The sequence below is a fragment of the Streptomyces sp. CAU 1734 genome (genome assembly GCF_039888735.1).
GTDB lineage: Bacteria > Actinomycetota > Actinomycetes > Streptomycetales > Streptomycetaceae > Streptomyces.
The window spans coordinates 64939-89503 of the sequence record NZ_JBDQQP010000019.1; the positions used below are offsets into that span (position 1 = coordinate 64939).

The following is a 24565-nucleotide window of genomic DNA, read 5'->3' on the forward strand; positions in this document are numbered from 1 at the left end:
CGCGCCGGCCGGATCGCCACGACCAGGCTGCCCGGCAGGGGACACCCCGGCGCCCGCGGCGTGCTCCGCGCAGCGGTGGAGGCAAGGCTCAGCGTGAGGGAGAACCGGTGAAGTGGAATGTCCGGTCCCACCGGCTGCGGATCGCCGCCTGCTTACCGGGAACATCCCAGTTCAGCAGGTCCCTCTCGAGGAGGCTGTAGTCGAGAGGCTGATCCACCACGCGCAGGAGAGACACGAGGCCACGCACATGGCGTCCCAGCTCATGGCCGTCCACGGCGGTCAGAACATTGCCGAAGCGCCGCTCCAGGCCTTCCGCACTCCCCCGCCCCGAATCCCGCAGCCGCCCACACGCGGTACCCAGCCCCATTCCCGGCAGATGCATCACCTTCCGCCGGCCGTGCTGATGCAGACCGAAGAGGACCAGCACCATGTGCTCGGCGACCAGCCGGCTCCCGAGCGCACCGGTGCTCTGCTCATAGGGGCTCACCTCCGCCCGGTACAGATTCCACATCGCGGGAACTGTCCCCGCCTCCCGGTCCGCCCCGGCCCGCAGTGCCGCGAGCTCGGCGGCCGCGCGGGATGCCCCGGGCGTATACCGCTCCCAGTAGGAACACTCCTCCCCGGAAGCCCCGAGATGCGGCCCCGGGGCACCGGGATCCGTCCGGGCCAGGTCCCTGTACTGCAAACCCCAGGCCCGCACCCGCCGGTTCTGCTCCGCCTCCGTCTGCTGCCACGCCCGCACGTCGAACAGAAGACGGGTGTAGTCCAGCCCGATACCGGCACCGCGCAGCAACTGCACCAGCGGCCGCAAATGGTGAGCGAGCTCCTCGGAACTGAGTGAACCCGCCAGGGCTTCCATACGCCGATCGACAGCAATCGGGCTGACCTGCCCACAGCCGCGCAACACCCGGCAGGCAGCACCCAAGCCGGCCCCCGCCCGGTGAACGCTCCGCGGCCGGCCCTGCTGGTGCACACCGAACAGGGTCAGCGCGACGTGCTCAGCAGCCAGGCCCGCAGATTCCTGCCCGGCCGCCCGGTCCTCATCAAAGACCTGCGCTCGATACAGACGCCGCATCCCCCGCACGGCTCCCGGTTCCCTGCCCACGCCCGCCCTCAGCGCGGCGATATCCCTGGCCGCGTACGGCTGCCCGGGAGAAAACGTCTCCCAGAAATACGGCCGCAGCCGGCGGACGGATCCGCTGCCCGTTGTGGTCACGCCGCCTCACCCCTGCCGTCACCGTGTGCGTCCGCCGCACGGGGCAGCGCCTCCCGCAGCGTCTTCCACAACCACATCTCGGCCCGGCCGCTGCGGTGAACGGTCTCCTTGTTGTTCTCCCGGGTCACCCGCCCCACGACCGCCCGGGGCGGCACAGCGGCCAGGAGCTGCCCCGTCTCACGGCCGGCCTCCTGCCACAAGGTCAGCTCCCACGCCTCCCGCCCGCGTTCCAGCAGATCCCAGTCCTCACCGACGGTGCGCAGCCCGGCCAGCAGACGCCGCATCCGCCCGTCCACCGCATGCAGAAACCGCAGCGACGGCCGCTCCCCCTTGTCCCGGGGCAGCGGATCACCGCCCGCCGCCCGCCGCAGATCCGCGTGAAAGCGGTCCAGAGCTCGGCCGGCCTGGTCGGCCTGGGCAGCGCAGCCCAGGACGGCCTCCCGCACGTCCGGGTTCCCGGCGACGAGCGCGGTGACCGGCAGCGGAAGACTGTCCGCGATGGCGTTCTCGACGACCGCGCTCTGGTTGCCGTACTCCAGCGCGCAGATCTCCACACCGAGGGGGTAGTCCGCCGCGAGATAGTCCTCGGCGCTCAGGTCACCGGCCTGCCGCAGCAGCGCGGAGGTGGTCGGGCCGTTGCCGTCGGCGGGCAGATCCAGGGCGAGCAGTGCAGCCAGGCCCTGCCATGCAGCCTTACCCGACACGTGACGGCGAGGGCGCTGCGCCGGCTGCCCGGCCTTCGGCTTGGCCGCGTGGTTCCACGCGGTGTGCACTTCCTCCTGCGGGGTGCTCTCCAGACGGTCCCCCGCGCAGAGCACGACCCGCCGAACCCGGGGCCCGTCACCGGTTTCCTCCGGGATCAGCCGGACCCGGCGGGACTGGAACGTCATCAGGTCCAGCAGCCCTGACACCGGACGTGAAGACCACCGCGCGGTGGACGGATCCTCCCCCGCCGCTGGCGCCCGGCGCTCGTCCCAGGCCCACTGCGGCCGGTCGCCCGGGCCCAGGCCGTCCGGCATGATCGGCAGATTCAGCAGCAGCGTCTCGTACAGAGTCCGGCCGGCCGGCACGATCACACCAAGCTGCCCCAGCGGCCCGGTCGGATTGCCTGTGGTCTTCCCCTTCACGACCGCCGGATCCCCGGCGGCACCCGTCTTGATCGCCGCCGTGTCCCAGCACTGGACATGCAACAGCCACAGCATTGCCTGCGCGGGCGTCAGGTCCAGCTCGTCCGCCTCACTGAAAGAGCTGAACAGCGGCACATTGTTCCCCGAGGCGATCGACGGCACCAGCACAACCGACGACTTCGTCTCCCCGCTGACCGCCTCCAGACCCGCGACCTGGGCGAACGGCCGGGCCTCGTCGAAGAGCCGGAACCGGTCACCGAACCGCGGCCCCAGATAGTCCTCCAGCCGGCCGGTCTCCTCCGGCGTGAAACCACCCCGCTCGAACCGCTCCGCCCACTGCCCCGGAGTCCGCGGCGCACCGAGCGCGTCCAGTACCACCGGCAGCAGGACCTGCCGCAGCACCGCGGGCAGCATCATCGGGTCCGGCAGCTCGAGCCGCCGGATCAGATGCGCCCGCGTCAGCACACTCAGAATCCCTTCGGCGGACCGGCCGCCATCCACACCAATGGCGGGTAACCAGCCATCCCGCACAAGATCACCATTCACCGCTGTACTTCTCTCCCTGTGCCGTCGAGCGCCGGCGGACGCCGGGCGGCCCCGAAGGCGCCCGCTGTCCATCGAAGTTTTCAATGTCTGCTTGTGGTGTTGCATCCGAATCAGAGACAGTGCACCCAATCGGGTGACCCCGCTCCGTCAGACCCGCTGCCGCCAACTGAACCCGGTACGGTCGCCAACCGCCTCCGGTCTCCCTGCGCAGCAGGGGTGTTCCTGTCTGCTTGTGGACGTCGTCCCCGCCACCGCGGGGGTCTGCATCTCCTCCACAACCAGACCCAGCACCTCGTCGTACCCCACCCGGAACGGCCCCAGCACGGCCCAGCCGTCCTCCTCCAGCACCAGCGCCCTCGCATACCGAAGCCACGGATCCACCGCCCACCCCGGCAGCGCCCGCAACTCCTCCTCCGCCACCTCGGTCAACTTCAACGGCAGCCTCACCAGCCCGCCCAGCACCCGCTCCAGCACCTCCGCTTCCCCCACCTCACCATGGGCCCCGAGCCGGCCCCCGCCGAGCGCCGCGTACCCGCCCCGCACCCGACGGACGACCACCACCTCCACCGAACGCTCACCGTCGCGGACCAGGGCGTCGAGTTCCTCCTCGCCCCGCACACCGTGCGCCCCTCCGTAGTGCAGACCCGCCAGCGTCTCCGACGCCCACTCACGCGGCCGCGTCAGCACAAAGTCTTGAGCCTTCGCCGCCCGCTTTGCCTGCTTCTCCAGCCATACCTGTTCGGCGGCCCGCTCACGGACATCCCACGGCGCCGGGCACACCCCGGACTCGCCATAGGCCCGCGCCACCACACCGGGCACCTGCTCCGGGATACTCCATCCCGGTCCGCTGCCCGGCCCTCCGTCCTCACCGGCATCCGCATCCGGGACCGGAGGGAGCGCGCCCGCCGCCTCGGCCACCAGAGCCGCCGCCCGCAACAACGCCCACTCCCCATAAATCGCCTTTGACGCCGGCAGGAACACCGGCAGCCCTGATCCACCGCCCGCAACGCCCGTCACCAGCACCCGCGGCACCGCCAGCCCAGCAGGCCGCCTCGTCCCCTCGTGCCGGTGCAACCGCCCCACCCGCTGCAGCAGCAGATCAGCCGGCGCCAGATCCGTGACGAGCACATCAGCATCGACATCGAACGACTGCTCAGCGAGCTGCGTCGCCACCACCACCATCCGCCCAGGCCGCTCCGCCCCCGCCTCCGGACCCATCAGCCGCAGACACCGCTCCGTCCGCTCGGCACGGTCCGCCGCACACAGCCGTCCGTGCAGCAGGACCAGCTCCCCGTCAAAGCCGCCCGCGACCAGCGCCTTGTAGACGCTCTGCGCCCGGTCCACCTGATTCACCACCACCAGCGCCACCCCGCCGTCCGCCACCGCCTCCCGCACAGCGTCCGCCACCGCCACACCCTCCACGGACACATCCGGCAGCCACTCCACCCCCACCCGCACCGACGCACGCCACGACGGCACCGCCTCCGTCGAACTCTCCACCACCACACGTCCGTCCATCGCGTACGCCGACGTCACCGACGGATACCCCGCCGGCTCGGGCACCACCTCCACCCCATCCACCCGTCCCGTCACCCCCGACAGGTAGGCGTCCACCAGCGTCTGCCGCACCACCGGCGGCAGCGTCGCCGACAACAGCACCACCGGAACCCCCGCCTGCCCCAGCCACCGCAGCGCCTCGACAAGGAACTGCCGCATATACACATCCGCGGCATGCACCTCGTCCACGATCACGACCTTGCCCGCAAGACCGGCGAACCGCAGCATCACATGACGCGTCCGCGTCGCCGCGTACAACAGGTGATCAACCGTCCCCACCGCGAAACCCGTCAGCAACCCGCGCCTACTCTCCAGAAACCACCGGACAGGCCCCTCCCGCTCCGCCGCCCCACACGAATCCGCCTCCCACCCGAACTCGTCATCCTCATCCACCGCCCCGTACTCATCCCCCGCAGCACACTCCTGCCCACCCGCACCGGCGTACCCCTCCCACAACTTCCGCCACTGCGCGTTGAAACGCCGCTTACCATGCAACAACGCCACCTGATCAACCAAAACTGGATCAAACGACTCAACCCACGACACCACCTGCGCAAACATAGGATCACTCGTCGCCTGAGTCGGCATCGCCACAAACACACCATCCAACCCAAAACGCGCCGCCAACACCTCCGCGACCGCCAACGCCCCCTTCGTCTTCCCCTCCCCCATCGGCGCCTCAACCACCACCAGCCCCGGAACCGGCATCCCCCACACCCGCTCCACCAAATCCACCTGAGACGCCCGGGGAACCACACCAAAACGCACCAGAGGATCCACAGCCGACCCGGGAACCCCCAAAACACCCCAACCACCCCGAAGCCCCAACTTCGACCACCCCGCCACCGCCCGCCGCCGCGCACCCGCCAACGACACCTCCCCAATCTCCCCCAACCCCTCAAAACACGAACTGTCACTCGCAATCCAGTCCGCCATCACCACCAAACCCGACAACGCCAACTGCTCCGCCCTCCGCAACCCACCCACCGGACACACCGCACCCAAACCCTCAAAACCCACCGCACGAGTAAAAACATCCACCAAACTCCGCTGAACCCCCAACCACCCCTCACCACGCCCCTGAAGCTCCACCGGCGCCTTCAGACTCCCCGCCGACGGAAACGCCCCATGATGCCCAGCAACCAACGGCCACACCCACCCAGCCGCCTCACGCCCCCACGCCTCACGCAACAACGGCGCCAGCAACGCCCCACCCGCCACATCGTGCCGCCACCGCTTCGACTTCGGCCAACGACCCCACGTCAACCCCGCCGCAACAACCGGACCCGCCTCCACCGAATCCAGCGACTGAAAAGCCGGAGTCGCCTTCCCGCAATCATGAATCCCACAAACCCACATAAACCACTCACGACCACGCCCCCCACTCACCTCATCCAGCCGACGCCGCAACGACGGAGCCAAATACTCCCCCCACATCACCTCAGCAACCGCCGCCGTATCCAACAGATGCCCCAATAACAGATGCGTCCGCCCCCCATTACGCGCCGCCGACTTCCCCCACAACACCGACAACCGCCCAACCACCTCCGGCGCCAGCCCCATCGACCCCATCAGACCAACAACCGAAACCTCGGCATCCACCCGGACCAAACCCCCTCGCGCACCGCTCCGACAGATGCCGGGCACTGTACGCCCCACCACTGACAACGCCCCCAACCACTCACATCACCACAGCTCAGAGCCCATCAACACCCAACGCAACAAGCCGCACAGCCCATTGGACAGCCCACAGAGACGGGGACGACTTGACCGCTCCGGCGCCGCGGGGGCATGTCCGAAGACGACCCCTGCGCGGGCGGACCGGACAACTCCAGTCTTGATCGAATCCCAGCGCGAACGACCCCCGCAGGCGGGCAGGGCGGACTGCCAAGCATTTCCGGTCCCCTGGTCTACTCGAGAGCTACCCCCGCGCGGGCGGGGCGGACAGGTCAGGTCACCGGAGTCGGCGGATGAGTGCCGAACTACCCCCGCGCGGGCGGGGCGGACCTCAGCATCCTGGGTGCCGACATCGGATCGCGGGAACTACCCCCGCGCGGGCGGGGCGGACGGCCTCATCATCAGCGACCGGCCCCGCGGCTACGAACTACCCCCGCGCGGGCGGGGCGGACGCAGCTCGGCGAGATCCATGAGGTGTGCGTCGAGAACTACCCCCGCGCGGGCGGGGCGGACCGACGACCAGCCAGCCGAGCTCGTGCACTCGTAGAGCTACCCCCGCGCAGGCGGGGCGGACTGAATGCTCAGCCGGAGGCCATCGGCGCTCTGCGAGCTACCCCCGCGCAGGCGGGGCGGACGCGGCGGCGGGAGGCATCTGGGGCCTCCCCGAGGAGCTACCCCCGCGCAGGCGGGGCGGACCGCGCCTTGGGGTGCGCACGGGCACAGTGCCGCGAGCTACCCCCGCGCAGGCGGGGCGGACGCTTTAACCCCGTACGAGCACCCCGGCACGAGAGAGCTACCCCCGCGCAGGCGGGGCGGACGCTTTAACCCCGTACGAGCACCCCGGCACGAGAGAGCTACCCCCGCGCAGGCGGGGCGGACGCGGCAGCGTGCGTCCAGATCCTGATGGGATCCGAGCTACCTCCGCGCGGGCGGGGCGGACAGGTACCGCCCGACCAATGGACGTAGATGGGGCGAGCTACCCCCGCGCGGGCGGGGCGGACTCTGTGTCAGTCCGTCTGTCTCCCTCACTACAGGAACTACCCCCGCGCGGGCGGGGCGGACACCGAACTGGAGCCCGACTACTACGGCCGGCTGGAACGACCCCCGCGCGGGCGGGGCGGACCCCGGCAGGTATGCGGCGAGGGAGTGTCGACAAGAACTACCCCCGCGCGGGCGGGGCGGACTTGGAGCTGTCGGCCTCCTTGGTGCCGTCGGCCGAACGACCCCCGCGCGGGCGGGGCGGACGCAAAGCCCCGGCCCTCACAGCGGATGAACGCCGAACGACCCCCGCGCGGGCGGGGCGGACGCTCGCGGTGATCGTGCTGGCGTCGCGGACGCCGAACGACCCCCGCGCGGGCGGGGCGGACGCCGCCGCACCCGCACTCGCGAACTTGCTGGTCGAACGACCCCCGCGCGGGCGGGGCGGACCCCAACCACATGCTGGAGCAGTTCTCCCGGGAGGAACGACCCCCGCGCGGGCGGGGCGGACACTTCGTGACCTGGGGTGTTGTCACGTGATCATGCTGTTTTGCTTTACATGCTTCAGGACCCACTCCAGGTGCCTGCTCCGGTGCTGGCGTCGCCGGGATCTGGTAGCACCGTATCGATCCGGATGGCCCCGTGCCGCCGGTTTCTCTATGCAGGAGGAAGAGATGGGGCGGACGGGTGGGACGAAGGTGGGTCGGCCTCGATCAGTCCCTGTCCGGAGTGTCCGGACTCGCGAAATGGAAGGGAACCGAAAGGTGGGCGGCCAGACCGCTACCAGCCCTTTCAGCGGCAGTCGCCGCCGGATGACGTGGGCTACCGTCCTCGTCCTCGCCTAGGTACCGCTTGGCCGTGCTCGCGTAGATGGTGGCCAGCAGATGGTCTTCCGCAGGTTCGGCGGTGATGGCCAGCAGTCTCACAAACCAGTCGTGGACGGTGTCGCCGTCCCAGATCGCCTCGATCGCCACGATGCGGCCAGCGGCGCCGCCAGCACGGTAGGCCAAGGACTCCAGGTCTAGCGGACTGTGCGGGGCACGGGCGATCCTGTCGCCGTAGTGGGCGTAGCGGTCGCCGACGATGAGCTGAGCAGTACCGACCCCCACATCATCACGGACCAGGCCGACATCGACGACGACACGGATCGCCGCGAGCATGGCGTCCTGAAGGACGTACCCGTCGATCTGGTCGCGGATCCCCGCCGGCAGCTGCTCCCACCAGGCGGTCCGGTCCGGTTTCCGCATCATGCAGAGCCTGCCTGTTCCCCACGCGGCCCTCACCGCAGGGCCCCGCGCGTCACTGTACGTCCAGCACCGCGTTCACCACAGCACGAAGATCCAGAGAGGCCCCAGAGCTGCCACACGCCACGCCGCCGACCACTGACTCTCTCCCGTCGCCCGACACCAGGGTGCAGTCTTTGATGCTGGAAGCGTCTGCTTTGATCAGCCCTATGACGGACTGGTCTCAGCTCACCCATGCCTACGGCACCGCCGAAGACGTGCCCGGCCTCCTCAAGGCAGCCGGGCCCGATCCGGAGAGTCCCGCGTGGAACGAGCTCTGGTCCCGCCTGTGCCACCAAGGAACGGTCTACCCCGCGAGCTACGTCGCCCTGCCCGCGCTCGCCAAGAAGGCGCGCCAGTTGACGGCTACAGACCGAACCATGCCCTTGCTCTTGGCCGCTTCCATCGTTGCCAGCACCGACCGGCCCTACGGGACGCCTGATCCAAAAGATGCCTACGCTGCCGAGATCGCTGAGCTGATCGAGCTGGTGGAGCGGGCACTGCGCCATCCGTCGCTGACCGGCAGTCCAGATCGCTATGTGGAACTGCTGGAAGCCCTGCTGGCTTTCGAGGGAGTCGAGGTGTGGGGGGAGGAACTCCACGGTCTCAGCGGTGAGGAGTTCGAGGTTCCCTGCCCTGTGTGCGAGGCCGAGAACTTCGTGGTGTTCGGCGAGTACGGCTACTTCTCAACGACCGGCGGCTTCTACATGAACGAGGCTGCTGGGCACCGTAGGGAGTTGCAGCCCGCAGACCCCCCCTCCTTGGAAGGGATGGCCAAGCGGCTTCACGCGCGTGCTCTCGCCGATGGTCAGCACGAAGTCGCGAGCAAGCTGACCTATGTCTTCGGCAGTGCGTACTGCGCGGAGTGCGACGTTCTCTTCCGCGTCGATCACGCCATCGTGGCCCGCTGGAGCAGTTGACCTGCGACGCGCCACTTACGAAACCCTGCGCCGCACTGACATCTACTCTGCGCCCGACAGTCACGGAGCCGTCGTTCCATGCATGCAGCGGGTGCGGTGTCAGACCTGCCCTATACCCTCCGGCCGTGACGGACATCCAGACCTCTCAGCCGCCCGCTCCCATCATGGTCGGCAAGACATGCATGGCGTTCCCGCCAGGGTCCTCCCTGTACCCGCCATGTGAACGGCCTACGCGCTCCAACAAGCTCTGCGACGCTCACAATCAGCAGCGCGCGGCCGGCAAGGACCTGCGCCCGATCCGGCAGCGGCGGCGGACCATGCCGGAGTTTTGCACCGGGCCCGGGCCGGAAGAATCCAACGCACCGTGCGGTCTGCCCACGGTCGGCAGGGGGCTGTGCAACGCCCACTACCAGCAGGACGATCGAGGCCGCGAGCTGGTGCCCCTGTTCACCCTGCGGATCAGCCAGGATGAGGCGAATTTGCTGCTGGAAGCCGGCCTGAAGCGGTGCCCCGCTTGCAAGGACGTCAAGCTCCTCGCAGAGTTCGGCCGCTCGTCGCCCCAGCTTGGCGGACGGTCGACCTACTGCGCCACTTGTCAGCCGGACTACGTGCTCATGAAGCGGTTCAAGTTCCCGTCGATGGAGGCAGTCCGAGATTTCCGTGAGTCCCGTGACCACCGCTGCGACATCTGCAAGCGGCAGTGGCAGGAAGGGGACAACGCCTTTCACATCGACCATGACAGCGCCTGCTGCCCATCCCGCGGCCCCTCATGCGGGAAGTGCGTCCGCGGCTATCTATGCCAGCTGTGCAACACGCAAGGGCTGTCCTGGTACGAGCTTGTCGGCCGCAGCGTCACCAACGTGCCGGCTTTCGAGGACTACCTCCGGAGGTACGAGCGTCGCCGCGAGGAGTCCCTTCTGCAAGATGCCACTGACGCGCTCGATGTCGCGGGCCACTGACATTCCCATGTCGCCCGACAACAGCCACTGTTCCGGTGGGGTTGTCGTCTAGAGGGCCGGCGCCGAGCTCTGCCGGCGGGCCGACCCACGGAACGGACTTCGCCAAGTGGCGGCAGCACGAGGTTCTGGAGCCACCCCGCGCGGGCGGGGACGACGACATGGTCAGCCGCGCGCCCAACGCGGCCTGGGAACGACCCCCGCGCGGGCGGGGACGATGGCTTCGGGCGAGAGTGACCGTTCTACCCGTATATGACAGCGGTTCCATACATTTGGTACTTCACCACGGTTTCGATTCGGTCGACGGCCCGGGGTGCCGCTGTGTGTGTATTCGTCTCCGTCATGATTCTTGTACCCAGGACGGATCCAGCGCCTCCTGAGGCTGCCTGCTCCTGCAGCTGGCCTATGCAACTGGCGACGTCTCCATGTGTCCCGCTCCAGACCAGCCAGCTCTGGAGAACGGGACGTCCCTGTGCGGCACCGTCGGTATCGGTCGTCACCACGGAAACATCCCTGGGCTGTATAGACATCACCCCAGTGTGGCGATCTTCCGCTCTTCCGGGAAGAGCCCGGTGGCAACTCAGTCGCCAGCCAGAACATACAGCGCTTCCACCGAGCCAACCCTCCCATTCCGCGAACAACCCCCGCGCGGGCGGGGACGACGCGCCGCCATCACCGAAAAGAAGTGACTCCCAAGAACAACCCCCGCGCGGGCGGGGACGACGTAGAGAGCGGATCCGGCGGAGCCGGATCGGGGGAACAACCCCCGCGCGGGCGGGGACGACACTTCCTGACCTGGGGTGTTGTCGCGTGATCATGCTGTTTTGCTTTACCTGCTTCAGAACCCTCTCCCAGGTGTCTGTGCCGGTGTGAGTGTCTCCGGAGCCGGTGACACCGTATCCATCTGGATGGTCACTGTGCTGTCAGTTCCTTAGACAGAGGAGCAGAGACGGGGCAGCAGTGCGTTCGCTGCTATCGCAGTCGGCTGGCGTCTCTCCGGCGGAGGGTTCCAGCACCAGGAGGTCGATGCCGTCTCGCCCCGTGCGGGCAGGGACGACTGGCTGGTCGGTGCTGGCCGGAAGATCGTGACGAACGACCCCCGCGTGGGTGGGGCGGACACTGCGGCCATGTCGGTCACGGTCGCCGCGCCCGAACGACCCCCGCGTGGGCGGGGCGGACACTTCGTGACCTGGGGTGTGCATCGTGATCATGCTGTTTACATTCACCTGCGTTTCGCGGGTCGAGCCTACCGGGCCCGGCGTCCGCGGCACTCCCCGGGAGGAAACCCGGCGAATACCCGTCTCCAAGTCGCCGATCGGACAACCACTGTCCCGGTGGTGTCGTCGTCCAGAGGACCGGCGCCGAACTCTGCCAGCCGGCCGACCCACAGAACGGACTTCGCCAAGTGATGGCAGCACGACGTCCTGGACCTACCCCTGCGTGGGCGGGGCGGACCGGATTCCCCGCTGTCATGAGATGAGCAGACCGTCCGGGATGAGGCAGCTCGTACACAGGTGGCTGGAACCGGATGAGTAGGTGCCTGGTCCTGGGTGAGTACGGCAGCGGAGGCCGGAGTACGCCTCGCTCGATAGCGTCCCCGACGTGCATCCGAACAGATGAATCATCACCAGGGAGGGCACACATGCGTGCAAGAAGAAGAACGCGGAGTCTCGCGGTGGCAACAGCGGTGGTCCTGTTACCGGTCTCGGCGACTCATGCGGGCGCGGCACCGGGCGCCGGTAGGTCGGTTGAGTCGTTCATCGTGCCCGTTGGCACAGCGGTTCCCTCGTTCAGGGAGCTTCTGTCTCCCGGGGCACAGGAGCAGCTGCGGAAGGTGTCCGCCGAGAGCGGCTCCGGAGTGCGGGGGCTGGCGCGGGAGACCGTTGGCCCGGCACGGACACTCGGCGGACTGCTCAAGGAACCGTCCGCCACCCCACCGCTGGCCCGGCCTGAGAGGGACGTCCATTCGCTGGCCCCGCCGGGCGGGATCGTCTACCCCGGCCCGTCACGGACAATGTCCCTGACGGAATGCGTCAAAGGTCTCAAGGACAGACCTTTTGTTATCAAGTCCCGTTTCGCCGCCTGCTCCGGCGCCTCCTTCCACCAGGTGTGGACGCGTAATGGACGACCACAAGGTGAGAGCCGGTTCATCGCCGTGGTCATCGGAACCATTCCGGAGAACAGCAGGACGATCAAGTACACCTACCACTTCACCGAGATGAACAAGACGGGATCGGCGCCCACGGCGGGCTTCATGATCACCACGACGCCGAAGCATCCGCAAACCTGGCCTTCCACTGCCAAGATGCGTCACGGAGGAAACACGCCGAAGAAGGCCTTGAGCTTTGACCAGCTCAAAGGCCTGAAGAGCTTCCACCACACGGTCACCGTCGATGCGGGGCAAGGAGACAAGAAGAAGAAGGACGACCGCGTCTTCAGCGTGTACGAGCCCGTGATCAAGCTCAAGGCTCCCCCCGGATACACCATCGGCGGGGCCACGGAGGGACGGCTCTTCATGCTGCCACCCCGCTGGGACGCCGCCAAATACCTGCACCACGCCAACGGCGTCAAGGGGAAACCTGCCACGAAAGGCGCCGCAGCTTTCGCCTACGTCGGCTACCTCCACTACAGCTCGAAGGCCGGAGCGAAAGAGAAGGCTGTCGCCGAACACATCAGGACAGCGTTCAAAACACCCGGCGGGACGAAACCGGTGAACGCCCGCAAGAACATTCCCGGATCCGAAGTGGCACGCCCCCTGAGCCGGCTCTTCCACGACGCGAAACGCAGGGCACGAAACCGCGCGGCCGCTGTGAGAACCTGCGTCCAGCACTGGGGCCAGAACTACACGGACGGCGGAACGAAGCAATGCGACGAGTTCCCCTTCGCCACCACGTACCAGGGTGCGGCGCAGAAGAAGGATGAACCGTCCGCGCTGGCCGACAACTTCTCCGCTCTGCCGATACCAAAGAGCGACAATGAGGCCGGCGGAAACATGCTGGCCCAATTCTACGACAAGTACCGTGTCCTGGACGGTCTGAAGAGCAGCCCGGGTGACTCGGACGACGGATTCATCGTCGTCATCTCCTAGACCGGCACCACAAACCCTGGGGTGCCGTCCTGCCGGCGCAAGCAGCCCGGCACCCCAGGATTCACCCGTACGGCCAGAACTGCACCAGCCACCGCTCAACCCCCTCGGGAACATCCACAGCCGCCAGCTCGGCCACCCGCGCACGCCCGGCACAACAAACCCTCACCCGCCAGCGGGCACTCTCTTCCCCCAGGGCCACCGTCTCCTCAATCGGACCCGTCACACCCCACACAGCCAAACCGCCACCACTCGAGACAAGCTCCGCCTCCCCCGTCTCATCCCACACCTCGCCCCCACGGGGCGGCTCACCATCCCACACCTCGACCCGCATCACCGCTTCGTGCGTATGTCCAGCACTGGTCAGATCGATACGACCCTCCCGGGCCACCAGAAACTCTCCCGCACTCCAGCCTTCCGGCCACCTCACCGGAACCACCACATCATCAACATCCTGCAGACAAAGACCGTGGTAATCAACAAAAGGCTTCAAAACCTGCACACTCACCTGCTGCACCACAATCCCCATCCCATCCCCTCAAACCGCGCCGCGGCATCGCGAGCCTGACACGCGGAAACCTATCCAGAAGACGGACCAGGCACCGTCCATTGAACAAGCCAACCGCAAAATGGATCCCGCGCATCGGGCGGCGCCACCGGCCGCTGCCAGCCTCGCGACTGCGGACAACACCGGATGGATCGGCGACAAAAGCAACGAGCTACCCCCGCGCAGGCGGGGCGGACGTACCTCATCCACTCAGAAAGAAGAGGCACACCGAGCTACCCCCGCGCAGGCGGGGCGGACCCGAAGTCGTTGTGGGTGATCGCTGCGAGGATCGAACGACCCCCGCGCGGGCGGGGCGGACCGTCGCTCCCACGTCGGCGGGGTCGAAGGTGAGGAACGACCCCCGCGCGGGCGGGGCGGACATCTGGGAGACCGGCCCGTCCATCCCCGGAATCGAACGACCCCCGCGCGGGCGGGGCGGACGCCGTGTCGAGCTGGACGCCCGTGTAGCTCTGCGAACGACCCCCGCGCGGGCGGGGCGGACCCGGAGTGCGGCTACGGATGGGTGGCCCTCCAGGAGCTACCCCCGCGCAGGCGGGGCGGACACGCCATCGTGCCTCCCTGATGAGAGTCGGGGGGAGCTACCCCCGCGCAGGCGGGGCGGACCCTTCTTGACCTGGGGTGTTGCATCGTGATCATGCTGTTTTCATTCACTTGCGTTCCGCAGGTCGAGCCTACCGGGGCAGACGTCCGAAGCACGCCCCGGGAGCCGGCAAATGCTTGTCTTCAAGTCGCCGATCAGACAACCGCTGATCCGGTGGTGCCGTCGTCCTGAGCGCCGGCGCCGAGCTCTGCCAGTCGGCCGACCCAGGGAACGGACATCGCCTGGGACGACGCAGCGATCGTCCTGGAGCCACTCCCTCGCGGGCGGGGCGGACTTGAGCCGATCCTGCTGCATGGCTGGCGTCGGCGAACGAGCCCTGCGTGGGTGGCGCTGACTCAGATTCTCCGCTCCAGAACCGGTCCAGGGCGGCGACCTGGTGGAGGTGGCCGGTAGCCCGGCGGCGAGGCCAGATGCTCGCACGTCCCGCCGTACGCGGGGAACGCGACGCCGGTCTCCTTCTCCAGCGCCGGGAAGAACTGCTTCGCCTCCGGGGACTGGCCAGTGGTCTGCCACGTGTAGGCGGGCCCGTCGGCGAGCGCCCGGCGTATCAGCCGGCGGCCGATCCCCTGACGCTGGTGCTCGATCGTGATGGAGATCTTGTTGATGCTCCCAACGCGGCAGTCATCGCACACCATCCACACCAGCATTCCCACGTCGTACCCCTCGCGGTCGAACATCCGGATGCGACGGTGCCCGGCCGGACGCCGCGGCGGCCAGTACAGGAACCGCACCTCCTGGCGCTGAGTGGTGAACAGAATCCACCACCACCGCAACGGTGAAAGATACTCAGGAACGGGTGGCGTCATCAGCTTCTCCTTTCGTCTCCTCCGGAACACTGCAGCCAGCGTGACGACCACACCATCGCAGGTGTACAGACCGATGCACTCAGTGAACGAGCTACCCCTGCGTGGGCGGGGACGACCGGTGGGCAGGGTGGCAAAGTCGGTCTCCTGCCCTTGCGAGCTGCACTCAGGTGAGGTCGAAGGTGACGTTCCCGGAGCCGTTCCAGTCCGGTGCCTCCGTGAGCGTGAGGGTTCCATCCCCTGCCTCGACGACTCGCACCATGATCCCTCTGCGGTCCTCACCGGGAAGCGCAATGGAGAAGTGGGGATCCATCTCCATGAGGAACTCCCAGCCCTCGCGCTGGGCCGGGTCAAGGGCGCTGGCATGCCGGCCGGTTGCCCGCCACTGGCCGACCGCGTCGACAGCGACGGTGATGTCGATGTCGTACATCTCAAGGCAAATCGAGTGATTGGCCCACCACTCGAGGCGGCCCTGACCCACGAATTGATCCATCAGCACACTATGCACGGTGCCCAGGCCCGCCAGGCAAGCCCGTACGGCTGCACGGCCGTCCTGGGCCAAGCCGCGACAGAACAGAATAGGGAAGACCCGACAGGGCCCCGCCTCAACCGACGGCGCCCCATACACCTCGCCGCCTCACGACCTCATTCTGAGAGCTACCCCCGCGCGGGCGGGGACGACTTGAGCGGCTGCATGTCCCGGGCGATGGTGCGGGAGCTACCCCCGCGCGGGCGGGGACGACGACATCTGGATCCCGGCCTCGGGGTAGACGCCCGAGCTACCCGCGCGCGGGCGGGGACGACCGGCTCACCGGCCGACCGCCGGCCGGTGAGCTGGAGCTACCCCCGCGCGGGCGGGGACGACCGTGATCCATCCGGCCGAGACCCGACCCGCCTCGAGCTACCCCCGCGCGGGCGGGGACGACACCTTGTGACCTGGGGTGTTGTCGCGTGATCATGCTGTTTTGCTTTACATGCTTCAGGCCGCCTGCTCTCAGGTGTCTGTGCCAGCGTGAGTGTCACCGGGTTCACGGTATCCATCTGGATGGTCACTGTGCTGTCAGTTTCTCTATACAGAGGAGCAGACGGGACAGCAGCGTGTTCGCTGCTATCGCAGCCGGCCGGCGCCTCTCCGGTGGAGGGCCGAGCACCAGGAGGTCAATGCCGTCTCGCCCCGCGCGGGCAGGGACGACTGGCTGGTCGGCGCCGGCCGGAAGATCGTGAACGAACGACCCCGCGCAGGCGGGGCGGACCGAGACCGGCCTCGTGAGCACAGGTCTCGAAGAGAACGACCCCCGCGCAGGCGGGGCGGACCCTCAACGGACGGATGGCCTCATGAGCCAGGTCGAGCTACCCCCGCGTGGGCGGGGCGGACCGGGTCGAGCCCCGGAGACCCCACCGCGTGCAGGAGCTACCCCCGCGTGGGCGGGGCGGACATCGCCCGGGACTCGCGCATCAGGCCGTCGTCGGAGCTACCCCCGCGTGGGCGGGGCGGACGCCGCCACCAGCGGGATGTACGCCACCGTGCTCGAGCTACCCCCGCGTGGGCGGGGCGGACGCCCGGTGTGCTGGCGGCACGAGGCCGGACGGAGAGCTACCCCCGCGTGGGCGGGGCGGACTGGAGCGAGGCGAGTCCGAGCACGACGGTGCGGGAGCTACCCCCGCGTGGGCGGGGCGGACGCTTCGTGACCTGGGGTTTTGCGTCGTGATCATGCTGTTTTCATTCACCTGCGTTTCGCGGGTCGAGCCTACCGGGCCCGGCGTCCGCGGCACTCCCTGGGAGTGAACCCGGCGAATACCCGTCTCCAAGTTGCCGTTCGGATAACCACTGGCCCGGTGGTGTTGTGGTCAAGAAGGCCGGCGGCGAGCTCTGCCAGCCGGCCGACCCACGGAACGGACTTCGCCAAGTGGCGGCAGCACGACGCCCTGGAGCCATCCCCGCGCGGGCGGGGCGGATGGTCAGGCGGCGGTGTCGGGGTGGCTGCCGGTTGAACGACCCCGCGCGGGCGGGGACGACAGCACCCGGCAGATTCAGCCGATCGCGTGGGGCGAGCTACCCCCGCGCAGGCGGGACGGACCGGAAAGAGGAAACATGAAACTCGCTGAATGGGGAGCTACCCCCGCGCAGGCGGGGCGGACGACTTCTCGCCGACGCCCCATGCCGATTGCGTCGAGCTACCCCCGCGTGGGCGGGGCGGATGCTTCGTGATCTGGGGTGTTGTCGCGTGATCATGCTGTTTTGCTTTATCTGCTGTGGGGCGGTTGCCGGGTTGTTGTGGTGGGTGTCTACTGCTGGGTGATTCCGGCTGGATCGATTTTCATGGGGAAGGGGGTGTCGATCCGGGTGACGGTCCCGGGGAGTGCGATGGCCTTTTCGACGTATCGGCCGCTGTCGAGTTCGCTGATGATGAGACGGGGGGCTGGGTCGAACTCGAGGCGCCAGTAGTGGGGGATGGCGGCTTCGGCGTATAGCAGGGGCTTGAGTTTGCGGTCCATGGTCTTGTTGCCGGGCGAGACGAGTTCGACGATGAGCTGGACGGCTTCGGCGTCGATGCTGACGGTGTCTTCGGCGGTCGCGCCGGCATCGGCGACGACGATGTCGGGGACGACGAGGCCGGAGGGCAGGATGACGTTGATCGCCTCGAGTACCTCGACCGGGGCGTCGGCGGCCTGGGCGGCGGCGTCGAGAGCGACGTGGAGCCGGTAGCTGGCGCGCTGATGTCGCAGGCCCGGGGCTGGGGACATCACGAGGGACTCCCCCAGGAGCTCGTATCGCACGGAACGGTCCTCCGGCAGAGCCAGGACATCAGTGACGGTCCAGGGGCCGTGGTGGTGCATAAAGCTGGCAACGCTCACTCCTCCACCTCCTCATCGACAGCACAGCCAGTGTGCCTCGCAAAGAAGGCCGGTGTCCCCCGCAACGAGATACCGGCCGTGGAAGGGCTCGGTCTCCGCGCAGGAGACCCCGCGCAGGCGGGGACGACTCATGGGGGCTCCTTCAGGAGGTGTAGAACCGCGAACAACCCCCGCGCGGTCGGGGCGGACCCGTCCGTGGTGGCCGGCTGAACGCAGGGTCAAGAACGACCCTCGCGCGGGCGGGGACGACCCTGTCATCCCCCGTGAGGCATACACCGCCCAAGAACGACCCCCGCGCGGGCGGGGCGGATACGAACAGGCCGTCGTCCCCGCCGATCGCCAGGGAGCTACCCCCGCGCGGGCGGGGCGGATACCGGGCCCTCACTGGGCGCAGGCCGTGGTCCCGAGCTACCCCCGCGCGGGCGGGGCGGACGAGCAGGCCATCGAGCGGGACTTGCCGGTCGTGGAACGACCCCCGCGCAGGCGGGGACGATGCTTCTGAACCTGCGAAGTTGCAGGTGAGCCGAGAGCTACCCCCGCGTGGGCGGGGCGGAAGTGTCTCTCCGATCATTTTCGTGGACCAGTCTGCCGGGCGGCAGAGTGCAGCAGAGACACGACCCAACTCTGCATCGTTTTGAAGCGGTCGTCATGCAAGCCAGGTGAGTAACGAGTGAGGGAGGAACGTCAGGCCCGTCGGTGCGGAGAACTCTCATGAAGGAGCCGCTGCTCAAGAAGCACCAGCGGGCCTGACACTGCCTTCAGACAACTCGGCTCAAATGAAGGCAGCGAAGTGAAATGACAGCTACGGTGCTGGCGATGATCCCGGGAATCTCCGGCTGCAGACTGAGCAGGTAGTAGAGAGCAGAGGCCACAGCAAGATCGGGCAAACCGGGGCGCGTCCATTTGACGCTGATGCCGCGCCACCTCTCTGGTTCCATGGACGTGCCTTCCTTTGGTCTAGTGCCGTGATCGTGGCTGGACGTCACCGGAGGCCACCTGGGATGAGGTGGCCTCCGGTGACGTCCAGTGGGATGACGACCCTAGAGCGCTGGAACCTCGGCGAGGCGAACCAGTAACGGTAGTCAGCCACCCCGTTGCCAAGCTCGCTACCGGCTTGAGGCATGTTGCTTAGCTCGCTGGCCACTTAAGCGGCTCACCTGAAACTTTTATATCCACCCATTTCGGAACTGTTCGAATGTGTGAAGATTGTCCATTTATCGGCTATCCAGACGCAATATCCAGCAAGCTCGCCACAGAGTCGCAGTCGGATTCCTGGGGGGATCCCCGCAGTCACACATCAGTGAGCACTGGGCACACGTTGGGCTGAGCCCCGCGCGGGCGGGGACGACGCGGTAGGACTAGGACTGGGGCCGGGCGAACGACCCCCGCGCGGGCGGGGCGGACCACATCAGCGAGCTGCGCCTCAGCGCACAGCAGGAACGACCCCCGCGCAGGCGGGGCGGACGGCAACGCCGACGGAGTGGACGGGAACCGGCACGAGCTACCCCCGCGCAGGCGGGGCGGACACGAACCCGGTAATGGACGAAAAGATCATGGAGGAGCTACCCCCGCGCAGGCGGGGCGGACCCAGCTGGTGCACGCCGCGCCCCTCAGCCGAGGGAGCTACCCCCGCGCGGGCGGGGACGACCGCATGACTGACGCACCAACGCGCGCGCAACGAGAGCTACCCCCGCGCGGGCGGGGCGGACCGCGGAGGAACCTCTCCACCGAGGCGACCGAGAGAACGACCCCCGCGCGGGCGGGGCGGACGCTCGAAAAGATCGTGTGCCTGAGACCCCACCGAACGACCCCCGCGCGGGCGGGGCGGACCCTTCGTGACCTGGGGTGTTGCATTGTGATCATGCTGTTTTCATTCACTTGCGTTTGGCGGGTCGAGCCTACCGGTCCCGGCGTCCGTGGCACTCCCTGGGAGTGAACCCGGTGAATGCCTGTCTCCGAGTCGCCGGTCGGACAACCACCGTCCCGGTGGTGTTGTCGTCCAGAGGGCCGGCGCCGAGCTCTGCCAGCCGATCGACCCACGGAACGGACATCGCCAAGTGGCGACAGCATGACGTCCTGGAGCCAACTCGCGCGGGCGGGTACGAACCACCGGGCCGGCAGCGACTGAAGCGACCGGCCGAACGAGCCCCGCGCGGGCGGGGCGGACGCGGCGACGTGCTCCCGCGCGATCTTCTGCCACGAACGACCCCCGCGTGGGCGGGGGGCGGACGTGACCAGGGTGTTAGAGCACCCCGGCCGCGCCGAACGACCCCCGCGTGGGCGGGGCGGACACTTCGTGACCTGGGGTGTGCATCGTGATCATGCTGTTTACATTCACCTGCGTTTCGCGGGTCGAGCCTACCGGGCCCGGCGTCCGCGGCACTCCCCGGGAGGAAACCCGGCGAATACCCGTCTCCAAGTCGCCGATCGGACAACCACTGTCCCGGTGGTGTTGTCGTCCAGAGGGCCGGCGCCGAGCTCTGCCAGCCGGCCGACCCACAGAACGGACTTCGCCAAGTGATGGCAGCACGACGTCCTGGAGCCACCCCGCGCGGGCGGGGACGACTCGACTACGCCCGCCCCGGCGACACCATCGTGGGAACGACCCCCGCGCGGGCGGGGACGACACCACCACGGCCGCGGCTGACCCAGACCTGACCGAACGACCCCCGCGCGGGCGGGGACGACCTGGCCCGGGCTTGCGGAGCCAACCCCTCGACGGAACGACCCCCGCGTGGGCGGGGCGGACCGGCGCATCAAGTGGCCGTGGGAGACGGGCGGGGAACGACCCCCGCGTGGGCGGGGCGGACACTTCTTGACCTGGGGTGTTGCATCGTGATCATGCTGTTTTCATGCACTTGGGTTGCGCGGGTCGAGCCTACCGGTCCCGGCGTCCGTGGCACTCCCTGGGAGTGAACCCGGTGAGTGCCCGTTTCCAAGTCGCCGGTCGGACAGCCACTGTCCCGGTGGTGTTGTCGTCCAGAGGGCCGGCGCCGAGCTCTGCCAGCCGATCGACCCACGGAACAGACTTCGCCTGGTGGTGAGGTTCCCCCGCTGTGCGGGAGGTGCTGACTAGCTGGTCGGGATGGGTTGACGTGGTTTCAGGTTCACTGGTTCGGTCGTTGCCTGGTTGGCGTAGTGCTTCTCCTCGAATTCGATGGGGCTGAGGTAGCCGAGTCGTTTCTGGATGCGGCGTGGGTTGTAGAAGCCGTCGAGATACCGGAAGAGCGCGAGGTTTGCCTCGGCTCGTGTGGCGAAGACGCGGTCGCGGACGCATTCGGTCTTGATGAGCATCCACAGGTTCTCCGCGAGGGCGTTGTCGTAGCTGTCGCCGACCGAGCCCATGGATGCCTGGATACCGGCTCTGACCAGGCGTGTTGTGAGTTTCACGGATGTGTATTGGCAGCCGTGGTCGGCGTGGTGAATGAGTTCGCCGGGGGTGACTTCGCGGCTGGCCAGGGCGTACTCCAGCGTGGTCAGGACCAGGTCCGCGTCCGCGCGGGCGGAGGTTTCCCAGGCGACGACCCGGCGGGAGAACGCGTCGCGGATCGCGGAGAGCCACAGCGGGCCCTCCAGGGTCGTGATCATGGTCAGGTCGGTGACCCAGAGCCGGTTCGGGACGGCTGCGGTGAAGTCACGCTCGACCAGGTCGGGGGCCAGTTCCGCGTTCGGGTCGCGGCGGGTGAATCCTTTGGCCCGACGGGGGCTGATCCCGGCGAGGCCGGCCTGGCGCATGAGACGCTCCACGCGTTTGCGGCCCACGCGGGTGCCCTCGCGTCTGAGGACGGCGTGAACGCGCGGGGAGCCGTAGATCCCGCCGGAGTCGTCGTGGATTTTGCGGATCCATTCCGTCAGCTCGACGTCCCGCCGGCGTCGCTCGCACGGCTCGGACTCGGCCCGGCGCCGGCGATAGTAAGTGGTGGAGGGGATGTGAAGTTCCCGGAGCACGTGCTCGACCCCCAGGTGCGGGTGCTCGTCGAGGAGCGCGGTTACCTGGGCCGGGTCGGGTCGAGCTGGGCCGCGAAAAAAGCCGAGGCCGTCCGCAGGACCTCGTTCGCCCGCTTGAGCTGGACATTCTCCTTCCGCAGAACGGCCAGTTCCTCGCGCTCAGCGGTCGTGAGCAAGTCGCCTCGTTCACCGGCGTCGGCCTCAGCCTGACGGATCCAGTTCCGCAGGGCCTCGTGGTGCACGCCGAGTTCCTCGGCCATCCGCCGGATCACCGGCTTCGGCTCGGTGGTGCGATACATCCGGACAGCACGCTCACGCAACTCCGGCGGATATTTCCTCGGTGCAGGCATCGTCTGAGCTCCTCTCATGACACCCATCTGACCCCCTGTCACCACTTCCCGCATCCCGGGGGAACCTCATGGCGACAGCACGATCGTCCTGGAGCCACCCCCGCGCAGGCGGAGCGAGCATCCAGCGCCGGCGGGCCGGGGGCGCGTGTCCCATGAGATTTATCTCTGCATTCAGAAGGGGCTGTGACCTCAGGAACGCAAAGTGATTCGACCTGTGAGGAGGGTGCTCTGTGCAGACTTACTCTGCGTTTTCCTTGCCCATGGGGATCGCCGCGTGGGTCACGTTCAGTTGCTGACGTCCTTCTTGATCTGCACCAGCGCCTCGTCCCACACGTCCCTTCCATCCGCCCAGGTCCACAGCCATTGGCGCAGAGACGGTGCCGCGTAGCGCAGGCCATCGTGAGGGTTCTGGCCCCAGTCTGGTTCCCAACCGTCGGCGTCCCAGAGGAGCACTGGGTTGTCGATCGCTATCAGGGAGACGTGCCACTCCATGGTGCAGCCGCCACCCGTCAGGAAGAACCACGACGCCGGTGGCCCCCATTCTGGCCGCTGGTCGTGGACGGCGGTTGCGCAGTGCCAGTCCTGGACGTGCCAGTGCGGAATGCTGCGCGGTATCAGTGATGCTAGGCCGCCATCCGGCCCGAATCCTCCGTCACCGATCTCGGTGTAGATGCGCCGAAGCAACTCGGGCAGCCGATACCCGAGCTTCTGTTCCGCGTGCTCGACTTCGGCGAGCGTGACAGGCGGGAAGGGCTTGTCGGGGAGGCTTCTGCGGGAGGGGATTGCGCCTCCGGCGCCCCATGCGAGTGCGTGCAGTTTCTCCAGAAGCGCGTCGTCGTCCGCAGCAGTGCGGTGGGTGGCATCGGTCACGAGCCGGAACTGTAGTGGGGAAGGGTTGTTGCTTCGGAGGCTCGGCGCTTCTTCGCGACTGAGCTACCCCCGCGCAGGCGGGGCGGACTGCTGCCCGGCGGCAGATCGGGCATAAGTGTCCGAGCTACCCCCACGCGGGCGGGGCGGACGGGCCGGTGCGCACCGGGTACGACCGTGACGTGGAGCTACCCCCGCGCGGGCGGGGCGGACTCAAGGCGGGCGCCGAGATTCTTCGCGATCGTCGAACGACCCCCGCGCGGGCGGGGCGGACGATGGGTGAGGGCCGGGTACCACGCGCCGCCGCGAACGACCCCCGCGCGGGCGGGGCGGACACCTGAGGGGCACCCCGGACGGCCGGGGGTGCAGAACGACCCCCGCGCGGGCGGGGCGGACCCCGCCCGACGAGCACCTTCATACCGGTCCGGAGAACGACCCCCGCGCGGGCGGGGCGGACTGCGTGAGCCCGCCATCGAGGAGCACATGCAGAGAACGACCCCCGCGCGGGCGGGGCGGACGCGATGGCGGCCAGCTCAAGGGCGGTGATGCCCGAACGACCCCCGCGCGGGCGGGGCGGACTGTTCACGATGCTGTACCGGCGGTCCGCGGCGAGAACGACCCCCGCGCGGGCGGGGCGGACTTCCGGGCCGGTTCCCCCTCGCTGACCTGCATGGAACGACCCCCGCGCGGGCGGGGCGGACTGGTGTGCCGGACGTTCTCTGATGGTGCGTCAGGAACGACCCCCGCGCGGGCGGGGCGGACGTGCCGCGTGCTGCCGCTGTGGGCCGCGCAGGAGAACGACCCCCGCGCAGGCGGGGCGGACATCGGACTGGAGAAGTCCTCGACGTGGTCCGGGGAACGACCCCCGCGCGGGCGGGGCGGACACTTCGTGACCTGGGGTGTTGCATTGTGATCATGCTGTTTTCATGCACTTGGGTTGCGCGGGTCGAGCCTACTGGGCCCGGCGTCCGTGGCACTCCCTGGGAGTGAACTCGGCGAATACTCGTCTCCAAGTCGCCGGTCGGACAGCCACTGTCCCGGTGGTGTTGTCGTCCAGAGGGCCGGCGCCGAGCTCTGCCAGCCGATCGACCCACGGAACGGAAATCGCCTGGTGGCGACAGCATGACGTCCTGGAGCCAACTCGCGCGGGCGGGTACGAACCACCGGGCCGGCAGCGACTGAAGCGACCGGCCGAACGAGCCCCGCGCGGGCGGGGACGACTGTCGC

The 24565-nt window shown here is 68.4% G+C and carries 15 protein-coding genes and 4 CRISPR repeat arrays; of the genes, 3 read left to right on the forward strand and 12 right to left on the reverse strand.

Going from position 1 to position 24565, the window contains the following annotated elements; translation table 11 throughout:
• Nucleotides 1-88: 88 nt before the first annotated feature.
• From casB to AAFN69_RS29800, 4 genes are all read right to left on the reverse strand, one after another.
• Nucleotides 89-1216 (reverse strand): type I-E CRISPR-associated protein Cse2/CasB, encoded by a 1128-nt coding sequence (gene casB, locus AAFN69_RS29785; RefSeq protein WP_347731979.1) that lies wholly within the window; start codon nucleotides 1214-1216, stop codon nucleotides 89-91.
• Nucleotides 1213-2961, reverse strand: coding sequence for a type I-E CRISPR-associated protein Cse1/CasA (gene casA, locus AAFN69_RS29790; protein WP_347731980.1), 1749 nt, complete (start codon nucleotides 2959-2961; stop codon nucleotides 1213-1215). The genes casB and casA overlap by 4 nt, the downstream gene beginning before the upstream one ends.
• Before the next feature lie 75 nt (nucleotides 2962-3036).
• A complete protein-coding gene (gene cas3 / locus AAFN69_RS29795) occupies nucleotides 3037-6018 on the reverse strand; it encodes a CRISPR-associated helicase Cas3' (protein WP_347732058.1) in 2982 nt (993 codons plus the stop codon).
• Nucleotides 6019-6245: 227 nt separating this feature from the next.
• A CRISPR array of direct repeats spans nucleotides 6246-7612; the repeat unit is 23 nt; unit sequence ACCCCCGCGCGGGCGGGGCGGAC.
• Nucleotides 7613-7814: 202 nt separating this feature from the next.
• Complete coding sequence (locus AAFN69_RS29800) at nucleotides 7815-8348, reverse strand: hypothetical protein (protein WP_347731981.1); 534 nt, start codon at nucleotides 8346-8348, stop codon at nucleotides 7815-7817.
• A gap of 206 nt (nucleotides 8349-8554) precedes the next feature.
• Here AAFN69_RS29800 and AAFN69_RS29805 point away from each other — a divergent pair, with 206 nt between their 5' ends.
• From AAFN69_RS29805 to AAFN69_RS29815, 3 genes are all read left to right on the forward strand, one after another.
• On the forward strand, nucleotides 8555-9304 hold the full coding sequence (locus AAFN69_RS29805; RefSeq protein WP_347731982.1) for a hypothetical protein: 750 nt from the start codon (nucleotides 8555-8557) through the stop codon (nucleotides 9302-9304).
• A 125-nt stretch (nucleotides 9305-9429) separates the two neighbouring features.
• Nucleotides 9430-10263, forward strand: coding sequence for an endonuclease domain-containing protein (locus AAFN69_RS29810; RefSeq protein ID WP_347731983.1), 834 nt, complete (start codon nucleotides 9430-9432; stop codon nucleotides 10261-10263).
• 1831 nt (nucleotides 10264-12094) lie between these two features.
• On the forward strand, nucleotides 12095-13348 hold the full coding sequence (locus tag AAFN69_RS29815; protein WP_347731984.1) for a hypothetical protein: 1254 nt from the start codon (nucleotides 12095-12097) through the stop codon (nucleotides 13346-13348).
• A gap of 61 nt (nucleotides 13349-13409) precedes the next feature.
• Here AAFN69_RS29815 and AAFN69_RS29820 read toward each other — a convergent pair whose 3' ends face one another.
• The 8 genes from AAFN69_RS29820 to AAFN69_RS29855 all read right to left on the reverse strand — a co-directional run bounded on the left by AAFN69_RS29820 (nucleotide 13410) and on the right by AAFN69_RS29855 (nucleotide 23341).
• Nucleotides 13410-13874 carry a hypothetical protein gene (locus tag AAFN69_RS29820; RefSeq protein WP_347731985.1) on the reverse strand — a complete coding sequence of 155 codons (465 nt, stop codon included), beginning with the start codon at nucleotides 13872-13874 and terminating at the stop codon, nucleotides 13410-13412.
• 187 nt (nucleotides 13875-14061) lie between these two features.
• Nucleotides 14062-14516: a CRISPR direct-repeat array (repeat unit 23 nt; unit sequence ACCCCCGCGCGGGCGGGGCGGAC).
• A 333-nt stretch (nucleotides 14517-14849) separates the two neighbouring features.
• On the reverse strand, nucleotides 14850-15320 hold the full coding sequence (locus tag AAFN69_RS29825; RefSeq protein ID WP_347731986.1) for a GNAT family N-acetyltransferase: 471 nt from the start codon (nucleotides 15318-15320) through the stop codon (nucleotides 14850-14852).
• A 163-nt stretch (nucleotides 15321-15483) separates the two neighbouring features.
• Nucleotides 15484-15810, reverse strand: a complete 327-nt coding sequence (locus AAFN69_RS29830; RefSeq protein ID WP_347731987.1) for a hypothetical protein — start codon at nucleotides 15808-15810, stop codon at nucleotides 15484-15486.
• A 161-nt stretch (nucleotides 15811-15971) separates the two neighbouring features.
• A CRISPR array of direct repeats spans nucleotides 15972-16243; the repeat unit is 28 nt; unit sequence GAGCTACCCCCGCGCGGGCGGGGACGAC.
• Nucleotides 16244-17603: 1360 nt separating this feature from the next.
• The gene (locus AAFN69_RS29835) at nucleotides 17604-18155 is read right to left on the reverse strand and encodes a Uma2 family endonuclease (RefSeq protein ID WP_347732059.1); all 552 of its coding nucleotides are present in this window, start codon (nucleotides 18153-18155) and stop codon (nucleotides 17604-17606) included.
• 776 nt (nucleotides 18156-18931) lie between these two features.
• Complete coding sequence (locus AAFN69_RS29840; RefSeq protein WP_347731988.1) at nucleotides 18932-19111, reverse strand: hypothetical protein; 180 nt, start codon at nucleotides 19109-19111, stop codon at nucleotides 18932-18934.
• Nucleotides 19112-21245: 2134 nt separating this feature from the next.
• Nucleotides 21246-22121 (reverse strand): IS3 family transposase, encoded by an 876-nt coding sequence (locus AAFN69_RS29845; protein WP_347731989.1) that lies wholly within the window; start codon nucleotides 22119-22121, stop codon nucleotides 21246-21248.
• A 41-nt stretch (nucleotides 22122-22162) separates the two neighbouring features.
• Nucleotides 22163-22471 (reverse strand): transposase, encoded by a 309-nt coding sequence (locus AAFN69_RS29850; RefSeq protein ID WP_347731990.1) that lies wholly within the window; start codon nucleotides 22469-22471, stop codon nucleotides 22163-22165.
• 285 nt (nucleotides 22472-22756) lie between these two features.
• Nucleotides 22757-23341: an SMI1/KNR4 family protein gene (locus AAFN69_RS29855; protein ID WP_347731991.1), complete on the reverse strand. Its 585-nt coding sequence runs from the start codon at nucleotides 23339-23341 to the stop codon at nucleotides 22757-22759.
• Between the two features lie 60 nt (nucleotides 23342-23401).
• A CRISPR array of direct repeats spans nucleotides 23402-24222; the repeat unit is 28 nt; unit sequence GAACGACCCCCGCGCGGGCGGGGCGGAC.
• Nucleotides 24223-24565 lie beyond the last annotated feature (343 nt).